Origin of the sequence: Streptomyces sp. NPDC057486, from assembly GCF_042802415.1 — a bacterium.
GTDB classification, from domain to species: domain Bacteria; phylum Actinomycetota; class Actinomycetes; order Streptomycetales; family Streptomycetaceae; genus Streptomyces; species Streptomyces yanii.
The window spans coordinates 59,136-72,648 of record NZ_JBHVEE010000020.1 but is presented as its reverse complement, the minus strand read 5'-3'; the positions used below and the strand labels follow the sequence as shown (position 1 = coordinate 72,648).

At 71.2% G+C, this 13,513-nt stretch carries 13 protein-coding genes; 7 read left to right on the top strand and 6 right to left on the bottom strand.

All coding sequences use genetic code 11. From position 1 onward, the window contains the following. Nucleotides 1-37 precede the first annotated feature (37 nt). A complete protein-coding gene (locus ACFU6I_RS12625; protein WP_384364467.1) occupies nucleotides 38-1,480 on the bottom strand; it encodes a DHA2 family efflux MFS transporter permease subunit in 1,443 nt (480 codons plus the stop codon). 69 nt (nucleotides 1,481-1,549) lie between these two features. On the opposite strand from ACFU6I_RS12625, the gene ACFU6I_RS12620 reads away from it, so the two are divergent. Next, entirely contained in the window at nucleotides 1,550-2,218 is a 669-nt protein-coding gene (locus ACFU6I_RS12620; RefSeq protein WP_384364464.1) for a TetR/AcrR family transcriptional regulator, read from the top strand. A 183-nt stretch (nucleotides 2,219-2,401) separates the two neighbouring features. Here the strand turns inward: ACFU6I_RS12620 and ACFU6I_RS12615 are convergent, their stop codons facing one another. Next, the gene (locus tag ACFU6I_RS12615; protein WP_384364461.1) at nucleotides 2,402-3,136 is read right to left on the bottom strand and encodes an alpha/beta fold hydrolase; all 735 of its coding nucleotides are present in this window, start codon (nucleotides 3,134-3,136) and stop codon (nucleotides 2,402-2,404) included. Nucleotides 3,137-3,232: 96 nt separating this feature from the next. On the opposite strand from ACFU6I_RS12615, the gene ACFU6I_RS12610 reads away from it, so the two are divergent. The 5 genes from ACFU6I_RS12610 (at nucleotide 3,233) to ACFU6I_RS12590 (ending at nucleotide 7,803) form a co-directional block, all read left to right on the top strand. Beyond that, nucleotides 3,233-3,718 carry a peroxiredoxin gene (locus ACFU6I_RS12610; RefSeq protein WP_384364538.1) on the top strand — a complete coding sequence of 162 codons (486 nt, stop codon included), beginning with the start codon at nucleotides 3,233-3,235 and terminating at the stop codon, nucleotides 3,716-3,718. Between the two features lie 106 nt (nucleotides 3,719-3,824). Further along, entirely contained in the window at nucleotides 3,825-4,334 is a 510-nt protein-coding gene (locus ACFU6I_RS12605; protein ID WP_345517294.1) for a hypothetical protein, read from the top strand. Between the two features lie 53 nt (nucleotides 4,335-4,387). Continuing rightward, the gene (locus ACFU6I_RS12600) at nucleotides 4,388-5,848 is read left to right on the top strand and encodes a flotillin family protein (protein WP_384364458.1); all 1,461 of its coding nucleotides are present in this window, start codon (nucleotides 4,388-4,390) and stop codon (nucleotides 5,846-5,848) included. A gap of 231 nt (nucleotides 5,849-6,079) precedes the next feature. Next, complete coding sequence (locus ACFU6I_RS12595) at nucleotides 6,080-6,550, top strand: cation:proton antiporter regulatory subunit (RefSeq protein ID WP_384364455.1); 471 nt, start codon at nucleotides 6,080-6,082, stop codon at nucleotides 6,548-6,550. 2 nt (nucleotides 6,551-6,552) lie between these two features. Next, nucleotides 6,553-7,803, top strand: coding sequence for a cation:proton antiporter (locus tag ACFU6I_RS12590; RefSeq protein ID WP_384364452.1), 1,251 nt, complete (start codon nucleotides 6,553-6,555; stop codon nucleotides 7,801-7,803). 19 nt (nucleotides 7,804-7,822) lie between these two features. On the opposite strand, the gene ACFU6I_RS12585 is transcribed toward ACFU6I_RS12590, so the two are convergent. Together ACFU6I_RS12585 and ACFU6I_RS12580 are read right to left on the bottom strand one after the other, a co-directional pair. Next, nucleotides 7,823-8,764 (bottom strand): M48 family metalloprotease, encoded by a 942-nt coding sequence (locus tag ACFU6I_RS12585; RefSeq protein ID WP_384364449.1) that lies wholly within the window; start codon nucleotides 8,762-8,764, stop codon nucleotides 7,823-7,825. A gap of 3 nt (nucleotides 8,765-8,767) precedes the next feature. Then, complete coding sequence (locus ACFU6I_RS12580) at nucleotides 8,768-9,226, bottom strand: BlaI/MecI/CopY family transcriptional regulator (RefSeq protein ID WP_384364446.1); 459 nt, start codon at nucleotides 9,224-9,226, stop codon at nucleotides 8,768-8,770. Nucleotides 9,227-9,386: 160 nt separating this feature from the next. Between ACFU6I_RS12580 and ACFU6I_RS12575 the strand changes: the two genes are divergently transcribed. Then, nucleotides 9,387-9,842 carry a TerB family tellurite resistance protein gene (locus tag ACFU6I_RS12575; RefSeq protein ID WP_345517288.1) on the top strand — a complete coding sequence of 152 codons (456 nt, stop codon included), beginning with the start codon at nucleotides 9,387-9,389 and terminating at the stop codon, nucleotides 9,840-9,842. A gap of 448 nt (nucleotides 9,843-10,290) precedes the next feature. On the opposite strand, the gene ACFU6I_RS12570 is transcribed toward ACFU6I_RS12575, so the two are convergent. Together ACFU6I_RS12570 and ACFU6I_RS12565 are read right to left on the bottom strand one after the other, a co-directional pair. Beyond that, complete coding sequence (locus tag ACFU6I_RS12570; RefSeq protein WP_384364443.1) at nucleotides 10,291-11,796, bottom strand: MFS transporter; 1,506 nt, start codon at nucleotides 11,794-11,796, stop codon at nucleotides 10,291-10,293. Between the two features lie 334 nt (nucleotides 11,797-12,130). Further along, nucleotides 12,131-13,201: a PucR family transcriptional regulator gene (locus tag ACFU6I_RS12565; protein ID WP_384364535.1), complete on the bottom strand. Its 1,071-nt coding sequence runs from the start codon at nucleotides 13,199-13,201 to the stop codon at nucleotides 12,131-12,133. Nucleotides 13,202-13,513 lie beyond the last annotated feature (312 nt).

Genomic DNA, 13,513 nt, shown 5'->3' with positions numbered 1-13,513 from the left:
CGTCCGCCGCGCCCCGCCCCGCATCCGCACAGCGGCTTCAGTGCACGTGCGGCCTGCCCGCCGTCTCCGGCTTCCCCCGCGGCACCAGTCCCACCGCGACGACCGCACCGGCACCGGCCGCCGCCGCGCAGACCGTGAAGGCGTCGGCGAACCCGTCCACCGCACCCCTTTCGATCCCGGCTGCCGCGACCGTGGAGACGACTGCCACCCCGATCGCGCCGCCCACCTCGTGGAACGTGTTGACCACCCCGGACGCGAGCCCCGCTTCGTGGTGCGCGACCATGCCCAGCGCCGTCGTGGTCGCGGTGACGAAGACCGCGCCGAGCCCGAACGCGGCGACGCAGAGACCGGGCAGCAGCACTCCGTACACACTGCTGTCCGCTCCCAGCCGGGTCAGCGGTGCGGAACCGGCGGCGGCGATCACCATCCCGGCGACCGCCGTCCCGCGGCTTCCCACCGTCCCGACCAGCCGCGACCCCAGGTGCGCGCCGAGCCCGACCGCGACGGCGACCGGCAGGAACACCAGCCCGGTCCGCATCGGGGTGAACCCTCGCGCATGCTGCAGATGGACCGACCCGAGGAAGAAGAAGGCGATCAGCAGCGCCGTCGCGACCAGCATCAGGAACGCGCCCGCGAGCACCGGCCGCCGGGTGAACATCCGCAGGTCCATCAGCGGCTGCTTCGCCGCCCGTTCGACTCCCGCGAACGCCGCGTACAGGAGCACGGCCCCCGCGACCGGCACGAGAACGGCGGCCGATCCCCACCCGGCGTCCCCTGCCTCGACCAGTCCGTAGATGAGCGCTCCGGTCCCGGCCGTGACCAGGAGCGCGCCGGGCAGATCGAGCCGGGCGGAGGGTTGGGGGTCGCGCGCCGGGACGAGTGCGGGTACGGCGGCGAGCAGGGCGATCCCGACGGGCACATTGATGTAGAAGACCCACTGCCACCCGGGACCGCCGGTCAGCGCACCACCGAGCAGCACCCCGATCGCCGACCCGGTCCCGCCGATCGCCGCCCATACCCCGAGCGCCTTGTTGCGCTCCGCGCCGTGGAACGAGGTGGTGACGAGGGACAGGGCGGCGGGCGACAGCAGCGCCGCCCCCGCTCCTTGGGCGATCCGGCCCCCGATCAGCACCGGGGCGCCGTCGGCGAGCCCGGTGCCCAGCGAGGCGACGGTGAAGAGGGCCAGCCCCGCAAGGAGGGTGCGGCGCGCGCCGAGGGCGTCGGCGAGCCGGCCGCCGAGCAGCATCAGCCCGCCGAAGCAGAGGGTGTAGGCGGTGACGACCCAGGTCAGGGCGGTCCGGTCGAGGTGCAGGTCGGCGGCCATGTCGGGCAGTGCGACGTTCACGACGGTGACGTCGAGGACGAGCATGAACTGCGCGACGCAGACGAGGGCGAGCGTCGCCCAGCGACGCGGGTGGGCGGGCGGATGCCCGGTCCCATGCTCGGCCGGATGCTGTAGGTGCGTCTCATGCGGACTCATGAACTGAACTGTACGGATCAGTTCACATGAACTCAACTGTTCAGTTCAGCTGACTGTTAGCCTTGCCCCATGACCATGGAGAGCAGCCGCCGGGGGAACGCGAAGCAGCCCCCCGGCGGACCGCGGGCCGAGGCCAAGCGGAGGGCCATCGTCGGGGCCGCCCGTGAGGCGTTCCTGCGGGAGGGGTTCGGCGTCGGGATGGACGCCATCGCCGCCGAGGCGGGCGTGTCGAAGGTGACCGTCTACAACCACTTCGGCAGCAAGGAAGCCCTGTTCACGGCCGTCGTCGCGGGCGCACTGGACGAGCCCCTGGGCGGCCCTTCGGCCGCCGCACTGGCCGGACTCGCCGACGCCGACGACCTGCGCGCCGCCTTCGTCGAGGCGGCCCGCACCTGGGTGGCCGCCGTCCGGGACAACGCCGACGTCATCGCCCTGCGCAACCTCGTCACCGCCGAACTGCACCGCTTCCCGAAGCTGGCGGACGCCTGGCAGGGCCACGGCCCCGAGGGCCACCACCCCGCTGTGGCCGATGCCCTGCGCGCCCTCGCCGACCGGGGCCGCCTGACCATCCCGGACCTGGAGACGGCGATCATCCAGCTGTACGCGCTGCTGGTCTTCCCGCACCTGGTCTTCAGCTCGTACGGCACGGCCATCGACGACCGGGGCACGGACCGCCTGATCACCAGCGGCGTCGACATGTTCCTGGGCCACTACGCCCCGGTGGGGCCCACCGGCTGAATCTCCGCACTGCCGCGTGGACACGCTGCGCGATCCCGTTCGCCGGCCGCGCGTTCCACAAGTGCGGCGGCGCACCGGGGCAGACGTGGAAGCCACGGGTCCGGTGCACCCGTTGCGTGTCGACCGGTGCACCCGGCCCGGGTCCGCGGCCGTACGTCTACGGGGTGAGGTCCGCGCAGTACGTCACGACCGGCGCCCGGCCGTGGCGTCCCCCCTGCCGAGCAGCCCGTCGTAGTCCAGCGTGCCGTCCGACGCCGGTGCGCCCAGCGGGAGGTGGAGGGCGGCGTCGACCGGCGCCGGGAGCGCGGACAGTCCCAGCAGTCCCCTCACCAGGCCGGCCGTCATCGTGTGCCACGCCGATGCCCGGCGGAGCATCGCATGGTCGCTGGCGCGGATCGTCACCAGACAGGAGCGGGCGCCGGCCCGGCGGGCGCGGGTGGCGAGGGCCTGGGAGGCCTGGGGACTCGTCACGCGGTCGCGGGTGCTGTGCAGCAACACGATGTCCCGGTCGGCGAGTTGGGTGACCGGATCACCGGGCGGACACCACGGCGCGAGGCCGACCACTCCTCGCACCAGGGGATGCCCGGCCGCGCGAAGGGCGGCTCGGGCGCCCATCGAGTGCCCGACGAGCACGACCGGCACCTCGCCGAACTCGCGCCGCACGCCGTCCAGCGCCCGTACGGCATCGTGCAGGGCGTCCTCCCGGGACCCGTTCCACCCGAGGTGTCCGTACCGCACGCACCGTACCGCCACATCGACGGACTCGTCCCGGGTCGCCCGGATCACGGCCCGCGCGAACGGCCGCATGCGCAGGGCCGGGAGGTTCAACGGCCCGGGCGGGGGCGGCCCCGTACCCGTCTCCCGACCGCCGTGCAGGAGGAGTACCGCAGCCGCCACAGGTGGTCGCCGATCCGCCATACCCACCTCCTGCTCGCGGAAGCCACCACCGTACCGAGCATGCTGTACCGGAACATCGCCGAACGCCGCACATCCGTCGCACACAAGGGGACCGCCATGGGATCGTCACCACAAGTCGGCCAGCTCGTCCAGGACTTCACACTGCCGGGCGGAACGCTCGCCGGAGACACGTTCGAGCGCCGCGACTACACGCTCTCGGACGCCCGGGGCCGTACCGTCGTCCTCGCCTTCTACCCCGGCGACAACACGACTGTCTGCACCAAGCAGCTCTGCTCCTACTCCTCCGGCATGGAGACCTTCACCGGTCTCGACGCGGAGGTCTGGGGAATCAGTCCACAGGGTGTGGACAGTCACGAGTCGTTCGCCCGCACCTACGGACTGCGGATGCCGCTGCTCGCGGACACCGGGCGGGAGATCGCCCGGGCATTCGGGATCACGGCGCCCGGGATCGGGGTGCGCCGAGCCGTGTTCCTGATCGGGCCGGACGGCGTGCTGCGGTGGAAGCACGTCGCGGTCCTCGGGGCCACCTTCCAGTCGCTGGACACGCTCGCCGATCACATCTCCAGCATCAAGAACGAGTAAAAGATTGCCGGACCCCGGCAATGTCACGGCCCGAGCATGTATGGCATCATCCAGCCAGCTCGACGGACATATCCGGGGGATTTCCAAGATCGGGAAAGGGGATCACATGACCTTGTTTCTCGGTCTGGGCATTGCGGGGGTCGTGCTCCTCGCCCTCTCCCTGATCTTCGACGGAATCCTCGAAGGGCTCTTCGGGGGCGTACTCGACGGACTCTTCGACGGCCTCCTGTCCCTCCCCGTCATTGCCGGATTCCTCTCGATGCTCGGTTTCGGCGGCGCGATCGTGCTCGGCACCACGGGTGCCGGTACGGTCGCCGCGACCGCGGCCGGACTGTTCGCCGGACTGGTCGCGGCATGGCTGACCTGGAAGTTCAGCCGCGCCCTGATGCGCGACCAGACCGCCGCAACACCACGGGGCGACGATCTCGTCGGCACGTCCGGGTCCGTCGTCACGGCCATCCCGGCCGACGGGTACGGCGAGGTCCTGCTGCGGCTCGCGGGCCAGCCCGTGAAACTCGCGGCGAAGAGCCCGGTGCCGGTCGAACGCGGCACCGAGATCTGGGTGGAGGCCGCCCTCTCGACCACCTCGGTCGCGGTCCGCCCCGTCGAGCGTTGACCACCTACTGAACCAAGCTGCCGTCCCCGATCGGGAGGCAGGGGGGACCTCTTATGAGCCCAGTTGTGACCGCCGTCGTCGGAGTCGTCGTACTCCTCGTACTCCTCAGCCTCGTGGTGATCACCCGCTACAAGGTCGCCGGGCCCAGCGAGGCCTTCATCATCACGGGACGGCGCGGCAAGAAGTCGACCGATCCGGTGACCGGACGCACCAGCATCGACAACAGCGGGCAGAAGGTCGTCGTCGGCGGCGGCGTCTTCGTCGTCCCGTTCGTGCAGCAGAAGTTCACCCTGGACCTCTCCAGCCGGCACATCCCGGTCGCCGTGCGTGGGGCCGTCACCCTGCGCGGTGTGAAGTCCCACCTCGAAGGCGTCGCGATCGTCAAGGTCGGGGGCAACGAGGACGCGATCCGGGCCGCCGCCCAGCGGTTCCTGCAGCAGCAGGACGGCATCGTCGGCTTCACCCAGGAGGTGCTCTCGGGTGCCCTGCGCGCCATCGTCGGCCGGATGTCGGTCGAGGACATCATCCGCGACCGCGCCGCGTTCGCCGGCCAGGTCGCGGAGGAGGCCGAGGCCAGCCTCTCCGGCCAGGGCCTGATCCTGGACGCCTTCCAGATCCAGGACATCACCACCGAGGGCTCCTACCTCGAAGACCTCGGCCGCCCCGAAGCCGCCCGCGCCAAGCAGGAGGCGGACATCGCCGAGGCGATCGCCAAGCGCGCGTCCGAGCAGGCCCGCCTGAAGGCCGCCGAGGAAATCGCCATCGCCGAGCGGACGTTCTACCTCAAGCAGGCCGAGATCAAGGCCGAGACGGAAGCGGCGGCGGCCAAGGCCAACGCCGCCGGCCCGCTCGCCGAGGCCGCCCGTCAGCAGGAAGTCCTGGAGGAGCAGGAGAAGGTCGCCCAGCGCCAGGCGGCCCTGACCGACCGCGAACTCGACACCAAGGTCCGCAAGCCCGCCGACGCCGCCCGCTACCGGGCCGAGCAGGAGGCCGAGGCCCGCCGCATCGCCCAGGTCAAGGAAGCCGAGGCGGACGCGGAGCGCTCCCGTCTCACCGGTCAGGGCGAGAAGCTCCACCGCTCGGCACTCGCCGACGCCGTCCGCATCGAGGGCGAGGCGGAGGCCGCCGCCATCGCCGCGAAGGGCGCGGCCGAGGCCGAGGCCATGCAGAAGAAGGCGGACGCGTTCGCCCAGTACGGCGACGCGGCGGTGCTCCAGATGCTGGTCGAGGTGCTCCCGCACGTCGTCGCCAAGGCCGCCGAACCGCTCAGCGCCGTCGACAAGATGACGGTCATCTCGACGGACGGCGCGAGCCAGCTGTCCCGCACGGTCGCGGACAACGTCGCGCAGGGCATGGAACTCCTCACCGCCACGACGGGCGTCGACCTGGCGGCACTGCTGAAGAACCTGAAGGGCGGGTCGCCTTCGGACACCGCGGCGGAGATCCCGGCGCAGGCACCGGCCACGACATCGGCAGCGGCAGCGGACAACGGCAGGATCGAGATCACCGACTGACGCCGTTCCCGACCCCCACGTGCCCGGCGGTGAGCAGCGGACCGCCGGGCACGGCTGCGTCCGGACCTCGGCCGCGCCCCGGCGGCCGCGCATCGATCACGCGACATCCGCAGTGAGCAGGGTCTCCGTGCGCGCGAACGCCAGACGGCGGAAGCCTCCGGTTAAGGTAATGGGAGGTTAAAGAGATCACCAAGTGCGTCGTCATGCCGTCGCACGCCTCGGGAGGAAGCCATGGGAACCCACCGGACCACGCTGCCCGGAGTCGGTGTGCAGTACGACTACATCACCGAGTCGGGACAGCACATATCCGTCGTCGTCCACCACGACGGACGCCGGTTCATCGGGTTCTACGAGCACGACGATCCCGATTCATGTCAGCTCTCCGTGGCTCTGACTCCACAGGAGGCGACCGGACTTGCCCACCTCATCGACTCCGCGCCCATCGACGCCGTACGGACCGAGGGCATCGATCTCGTCACCGAGCACATACCGCTCGGGTCGCGCTCCCCGTACGGGGGCCGGCTGCTCGGGGACACCCGGGCCCGGACGCGGACCGGGGCGTCGATCGTGGCCGTGCTGCGGACGCACAGCGCGCATCCGTCGCCCGGGCCGGACTTCCGGCTGGCCATCGGGGACACGCTGGTCGTCGTCGGTACGCGTGAGGGCGTCGACGCGCTCTCCGAGATCATTGTGGAGGGCTGACCGTGCACGACACGACCGCACTGCTGGTGGAGCTCGGCTCCGTCATATTGGGGCTCGGGATCATCGGACGGTTCGCCGGACGAATAGGGCTTTCGCCGATTCCGCTCTACCTGCTGGCCGGCCTGGCGTTCGGGGACGGGGGGCTGCTGCCCCTCGGCGCCAGTGAGGAGTTCACCGCCGTCGGCGCCGAGATCGGCGTCATTCTGCTGCTGCTCCTGCTGGGACTGGAGTACAGCGCGTCCGAGCTGGTGACCAGCCTGAAGACGCAATACCCGTCGGGGGCAGTCGACTTCGTACTCAATGCGACGCCCGGAGCGGTGGCCGCGCTGCTGCTCGGATGGGGGCCCGTGGGGGCCGTCGCGCTGGCCGGGGTCACCTGGATCTCCTCGTCGGGGGTCATCGCGAAGGTGCTCACCGATCTGGGGCGGCTCGGGAACCGGGAAACCCCTGTCATTCTCGGGGTTCTCGTCATCGAGGACCTGTCGATGGCCGTCTACCTGCCGCTGCTCACCGCGATGGTCGCCGGTGCCGGCCTGGCCGGGGGCAGCCTCGCCCTGCTGGTCGCCCTCGGTACCGTCGGCCTGGTTCTGTACGTGGCGCTGCGGCACGGCCGGCTCATCAGCCGGGCCGTGTCCTCCGACAATCCGGAGATGCTGCTCCTCGTCGTGCTCGGGCTGACCGTCCTGGTGGCCGGTGTGGCACAGCAGTTGCAGGTGTCCGCGGCGGTGGGCGCGTTTCTCGTCGGGATCGCCCTCTCGGGGGAGGTCGCGGAGGGGGCCCGTAAGCTGCTGACGCCGTTGCGCGATCTGTTCGCCGCCGTCTTCTTCGTCTTCTTCGGTCTCTCCACCGATCCGTCCGACATTCCGCCCGTGCTGCTGCCCGCGCTGCTGCTGGCCGTCGTCACCGTCTTCACCAAGATCGGCACCGGGTGGTACGCCGCCCGACGCGCCGGGATCGGCTCACGTGGACGGTGGCGGGCGGGTGGGACGCTGGTCGCACGCGGCGAGTTCTCCATCGTCATCGCCGGTCTGGCCGTGGCGACCGAGCCCCGTATCGGGCCCATCGCCACCGCGTACGTCCTGATTCTCGTCATCATCGGTCCGCTCACCGCCCGTTGGACGCAGCCCGTCGTGGCCAGGATCCAGACGTGGCGGGACGGCGGGGGCGAGGGCGGGGGCGGCGCCTCCGGGGGCAGTGTGCCTGTCGCCCGCGAGAAGATGCCTGTCGTCGAACACGCCTCGGCCGCCGACTGAGAGCTCCTCCGAACCGCTCTCAGAGCGGGGTCGCCTCGTGCAGGATCCGCACCAGCGTCACCGTCGCGTTCAGCGACGACAGCGCGGACACCGTGGTTCCGACAGTGGCCACCAGTCCCGCGAAGGCGACATGCGCGGACGAGGGGGGCCACAGCCGGGTCGGCGGGACCGGCTCCAGGAGCGCTGCGACCCGGCGCGGGATCGGGCCCACCGCCGCGAACGCGGCGAACGCGGGCGCGGCGGTCGGCGAACGGTGCGCGAAGAGCGCCGCCTTGCCGACCGCACCCGCCACCGCCCGCCGGTCGCCGATCGACTGCGCCGCCTCCTCGTCCGCCCACCGTTCCGTGCTGTACGCCACCGCCGTACGCAGCGGCAGCAGGAACGGGTTGGCCCGGGCGGCAAGTTGGGTGGCCAGGAGGTAGCGGTGGTGGCGGGAGGTCAGATGGGCCTGCTCGTGGGCGACGAGCGCCCGCCGCTCACGCGCGGTCAGGCACTCCATCATCGCCGTCGACACGACCACCCGGCCGGGGGCGCCGGGCAGTGCGTACGCGTACGGCTCCGGGTCCGGAAGCACGGCGACCGGGGACGGCTGCGACGGGAGGGACTGCAGGGCCCGGTTCGCCCGGATGCGTTGGCGTACATGGCGGTGGACCGTCGCCCCGCATGCCGCGAAGACCGCGACCAGCACCCCGATGGCGACGACGCCCGCCCGTTCCTCGTACGGCACCGCCGCCCGTACCTCCGGGTCCGACCAGCCGTCCGGCAGCGGATTGCCCGGCAGTTGGGCCGTGCCCACCACCATCAGCAGCGCCAGACACACCGTGCTGCACAGGGCGAGCGTCGTGCCGACGGCCGCGAGCAGGCGGGTGGCGCTGCGTGGATGCAGACGCTGTTCGGCGAGGCGCGCGATCGGCAGCGCGGTCAGAGGCAGTACGAGGGGCAGATAGACAAAGACGCCCATCGGTCAGTCCTCGTCCTTCTCCGTCGTCTGCGCCAGCAGCGCCCGCAGGCGTTCCTCGTCGCCCGGGGACAGCGCCGAGACGAACCGGGCGAGTACGGCCTCGCGGTCCCGTTCGCCGTCGAGGACCCGACGCATCCGCAGCGCGGCGAGACCGGCCTCGTCGGAGGCGGACGTCCAGGTGTAGGAGCGGCCCTGGCGGGCACGGGTCACGCACTTCTTCGCGTACAGACGGGACAGGATCGTGATGACGGTGGTGTACGCGAGGTCGCCGTCGAGGTGTTCCTGCACCCAGCCCGCCGTCGCGGGGCCGTTCGCCGAGCGCAGAACGGCCAGGATCTGGGCCTCCAGCTCGCCCTGTCCGCGCTTGCGGGGGCGCCGGCCGTCGGAGGCGGGGCCCTCCGGGGGCACGTTGTCGTCGGGCAGTTCGTTGTGCGGGTGGTGGCTGGCCCCGGCCGTGTCCATCGTGGTGACTGCCCTTCGTGCGATGCCGCGTCGGCCACGGCGTCGCAGCATCGTACTGAAGGCCGGTTCCCGGACACAGCGGGCGACCATCCTGCTGACTTCTACACGCCTGTAGAGTTGGATCTCGTTCCGGCAACGCAACGCAACGTATGGAGACGTCATGGCACTGTGGGATCGGATCAAGGAATCCGCGACGACGATGCAGTCGCAGCTCGAGGCGAAGAAGAACGACCTGAAGAGCGGTGCGTTCCGCGACGCGAGCATGGCCATGTGCGCCCTGGTCGCCGCCGCCGACGGTTCCGTCGACCCGTCCGAGCGCCAGCGCGTCGCCTCGCTCATCGCTTCCAACGAGGTGCTGCAGAACTTCCCGGCGGACGACCTGCAGCGGCGCTTCAACGAGTACGTGAACAAGCTCACCGCCGACTTCGCTTTCGGCAAGGTCAGCGTGCTCCAGGAGATCGGCAAGGCGAAGAAGAAGCCGGCCGAGGCGCGTGCCGTCATCCAGATCGGCATCGTCATCGGCGGCGCCGACGGCGACTTCGACAAGTCGGAGCAGGCCGTCGTCCGGGAGGCGTGCTTCGCGCTCGATCTTCCGCCGCACGAGTTCGACCTCTAGGGCGTGTGTCGGGAGGGGCACCACTACCCCTCCCCACCAGCTTCGGACGCCCTCTCCGGGCCGGCCGGACGGCCCCCCGAACCGCCGGGAACACACCGCGGTCCGACTGACCATCGGACCGCACCCGGCCAGGCCGAGGGCTCGCGACTCCCCCGAGCGAATCCCCGGCCGCCCCCAGGACCCCGCCTCCTTGCCGCGTATGCATCGCGTCATGGAGGCGGGGTCTTGCGTCAAGCCGACGTCAGAGACGTATCCGTTCCCCTCAACTGCGGGCATGACGCCACCACGACGCGAGTCACAGACCGGTCCGACTGCCGTGCTCGCGCGCCCGTGTCGACGAGCACGGGAGGGAGAGGTGTTGTGACCGTCGGCGGAGTGTCACCGGACGACATGCGGCGGCGGGACGTCGGGATGGCGCGGGCAAGGTCCGGGGGAGCAGGCCCGGTCGTCAGGCGCGGACCGGCGCCGACTCCTCCACCACCTGGGTCCGGGGTGCGCCCCTGGGGTACAGGACCGCCGTCACCACCAGCCCGATGAGGAAGAAGCCCGCCGACCACCAGTACGCGGTGGAGTAGCTGTGCAGTTGGGCCCGGGCGACATTGGCGGGGGTCACCATGCGGTCGGACAGATAGTTCATGGCGGCGCTGGTGGCGAGGGTGTTCAGCAGCGCCGTGCCGATCGAACCGCCCACCTGCTGGCTGGTGCTGACCATCGCCGAGGCCACACCCGCATCGAGGGCGGCCACCCCGTACGTGGCCAGGTTCATCACCGTGGCGAAGATCGCGCCGAGGCCCAGGCCGAGGACGAGCAGGGCGGGCAGCACATGGGTGAGGTATCTGCTCGTCAGGTCCAGGCTGGTCATCCACACCAGGGCGGACGCGGCGATGCCCATGCCGAGCGGCACGATCGGTTTCGCGCCGAAGCGCGGCACCAGCACATTGGTCGTCGTCATCGACGTCACGATCATCAAGCAGACCATCGGGATGTAAGCGAGACCGGCGGTCACCGGTGAGTAGTGCAGAGTCCTCTGCAGGTAGTACGTGAGGAACAGGAAGACGCCGAACATGCCGCCGCCGGCGATGAACATCGCCAGGTACGACGCCCCACGGTTCCTGTTCAGCACCACCCGCAGCGGCAGCAGTGGATGCGCGGCCCGCGTCAGCCACCAGGCGAACGCCGCCAGGAGCACACCGCCCGCCAGCAGGAAGCCCCAGGTCTCCGGTGAACCCCAGGGGTGCGACTCGGCGTTGGAGAAGCCGTAGACGATGCAGAAGAGCCCCGCCGAGACCAGGACGGTGCCCGGGACGTCGAGCTTGCGGCGGTCGGCAGGGGCGCCGGCGGTGAGCAGCCGGATGCCGCCGAGGAAGGCGACCAGGGCGAACAGCAGATTCACGTACAGGCACCAGCGCCAGTTCAGGTACTCGGTGAGGACCCCGCCGAGCAGCAGCCCCACCGCGCCGCCCGTCCCCGCGATCGCGCCGTAGATCCCGAACGCCTTGGCGCGCTCGTTCGGGGCGGTGAACGTCGTGGTGAGGAGGGAGAGTGCGGCCGGGGCGAGGAGCGCGCCGAACATGCCCTGGAGTGCCCGGGCGAAGACCAGGACCTCGAAACTCGGGGCGGCGCCGCCGATCGCCGACGCGACCGCGAAGCCGACCAGACCCGTCAGGAAGGCGATCTTGCGGCCCACCAGGTCGGCCGTCCGGCCGCCGAGCAGCAGCAGTGAGCCGAAGGCCAGGGCGTACGCGGTCACGATCCACTGGCGGTTGCCGTCGGAGAAGCCGAGGTCCTGCTGGGCGGAGGGCAGGGCGATGTTCACGATGGTGGCGTCCAGCACCACCATCAGCTGGGCCAGACCGATCACCGCCAGCACCCACCACCGGCGCGACGGGCCGCGCTCATGGTCGAATGCGGGGCGGGACGGCGGGGAGGTGGCGGTCTCTCTCGTGCCACTCACGGAGGGCTCCCCCTCGACAGGCTCCCGCGCATGACGTGAGTGACGAGCCATGGTCCGGGTCTCCCTCGGTGCGCACCCCCGAAATCCCCCGCACCCACGCTAAAGGCAGGTCCGCATCCCCGCATGCGGGAGGGTTGCCGGGGCCGGGGGCTGTCCCGCAATCCTGCTGGATCAGGGCGCGGCGCCGGATGCGATGCGTCGCAAGGCGGAGACGCGTCCTCGAGTGGGGCGTATCCGGGCGCTCCGAACGCGGCGAGGCGCAGCAGCTGTCGTCGTGCACCCGCCAGGGACGGCAGGAACAACCCTGAGGAGCCGCCCGGTCCCGGCTGGGCCGTCAGAGTTCCTTGGCGGGCCAGTCCAGGAGCCGGGCACCGATCACCGCGGTCTGCAGCGTGTAGCGGTGCATCGGATCGGACGGGTCGGAGCCGGTCAGCTGATGGATGCGCTCCAGCCGGTAGGTGAGCGCCCGCACGCTCAACGCCAGCCGGCGGGCCGTCTCCGCGGCGACACAGCCCGCGTCGAAGTAGGTGGCGAGCGTCTTCAGCAAGGGCTCCGCGCCCCCTCGCGCCTCCTGGAGCGGACCGAGCTCACTGCGCACCAGATCGGCCATCGCCTGCCGGTCCCGGGTCAGCACCGGATAGACGAGCAGGTCGGCGGCGTACAGCACCGGATCCTCCAGGTCCATCCGGTCCGCCAGGTCGAGCGCGTCGAGCGCCTCGTCGTACGACTGGACGACGCCGCCCGGGCCCCGGTGCGGGCGGCCGACCGCGACCGTGCCGCCCTCCGTCGCCGCATGCGCCTGCTTGGCGAAATAGCGCAGGACGTCCGGCTGGGCGCTCGGGGCAATGCAGACCAGGCGCCCGTCCTTGGTCGTGAGAAGGATCTTCCGGCCGTCGAAGCGGGCGAGCAGCGCCGCCTCCACCATGCGGGGCACCGCATCCGTCTCGGTGTACGCCGCCGGGCCCGTCGCCACCGCGACCGCGTGGGCGCGCGACAGCCGCAGCCCGAAGCGGGTGGCCCGCTCGGCGAGCCGTCCCAAATCGCTGCGCCCGTACAGCAGATCGTCGATGAACTCGCGGCGCGCCGCCTCTTCCCGCCGCACGGTGAGCCGCTGGGCGCGCTCGAACCCCTCGGCGGTCGCATCGACGGCCTGTTCGACCGCGGCCAGCACGCAGTCGGCGGACGCGGGGTGCGCGGCTGTGGCGCGCGGCCAGGCGGTGCGGGTCGCCGCCAGATGGAGACCGACCAGGGCGCGCAGCTGGAATCCCGCCTCGGCCGCCTGGCGGCCCAGGGCGCGGCGGGCGTCCAGCTCGTCACGGGTCAGCCGGCGGCCGGTCTCCGCGACCTCCTCCAGGATGCGGGCGTAATCCCCCAGATACACGTCAGGAATCTCCGGCTCCGGCACGCCCATGCCTCCAGTTTTGATGCGTCACTGACACCTACTCAACGCATATGAGCAGGTGTCGGTGCCCGGCATCAAAAACGTACAAAGATTGCCGGATTCCGGCAGTGCGAGACGACGATATCGGCTGTCATGATCAGGCCCAGCACCGACCGGGGGAACACGGGGGAAATCGGGGGATACGGGGACGGGGGACGACCCGGCAGCCGCGGCGCCGCATATCGGCGGCGCCGCGGCCCCCCGAGTCACCCCCGGAAATCCCAAACGCCCCCCCCCCCCCCACAGGCAGGGGGAGCTGTGTCTTATAAACAAAAG

Bases quoted from the DNA above. Each gene is read 5' to 3' on its own strand.
- ACFU6I_RS12625 (WP_384364467.1), bottom strand. From the start codon at position 1,480: ATGAGTCCGCATGAGACGCACCTACAGCATCCGGCCGAGCATGGGACC.
- ACFU6I_RS12620 (WP_384364464.1), top strand. From the start codon at position 1,550: ATGACCATGGAGAGCAGCCGCCGGGGGAACGCGAAGCAGCCCCCCGGC.
- ACFU6I_RS12615 (WP_384364461.1), bottom strand. From the start codon at position 3,136: ATGGCGGATCGGCGACCACCTGTGGCGGCTGCGGTACTCCTCCTGCAC.
- ACFU6I_RS12610 (WP_384364538.1), top strand. From the start codon at position 3,233: ATGGGATCGTCACCACAAGTCGGCCAGCTCGTCCAGGACTTCACACTG.
- ACFU6I_RS12605 (WP_345517294.1), top strand. From the start codon at position 3,825: ATGACCTTGTTTCTCGGTCTGGGCATTGCGGGGGTCGTGCTCCTCGCC.
- ACFU6I_RS12600 (WP_384364458.1), top strand. From the start codon at position 4,388: ATGAGCCCAGTTGTGACCGCCGTCGTCGGAGTCGTCGTACTCCTCGTA.
- ACFU6I_RS12595 (WP_384364455.1), top strand. From the start codon at position 6,080: ATGGGAACCCACCGGACCACGCTGCCCGGAGTCGGTGTGCAGTACGAC.
- ACFU6I_RS12585 (WP_384364449.1), bottom strand. From the start codon at position 8,764: ATGGGCGTCTTTGTCTATCTGCCCCTCGTACTGCCTCTGACCGCGCTG.
- ACFU6I_RS12580 (WP_384364446.1), bottom strand. From the start codon at position 9,226: ATGGACACGGCCGGGGCCAGCCACCACCCGCACAACGAACTGCCCGAC.
- ACFU6I_RS12575 (WP_345517288.1), top strand. From the start codon at position 9,387: ATGGCACTGTGGGATCGGATCAAGGAATCCGCGACGACGATGCAGTCG.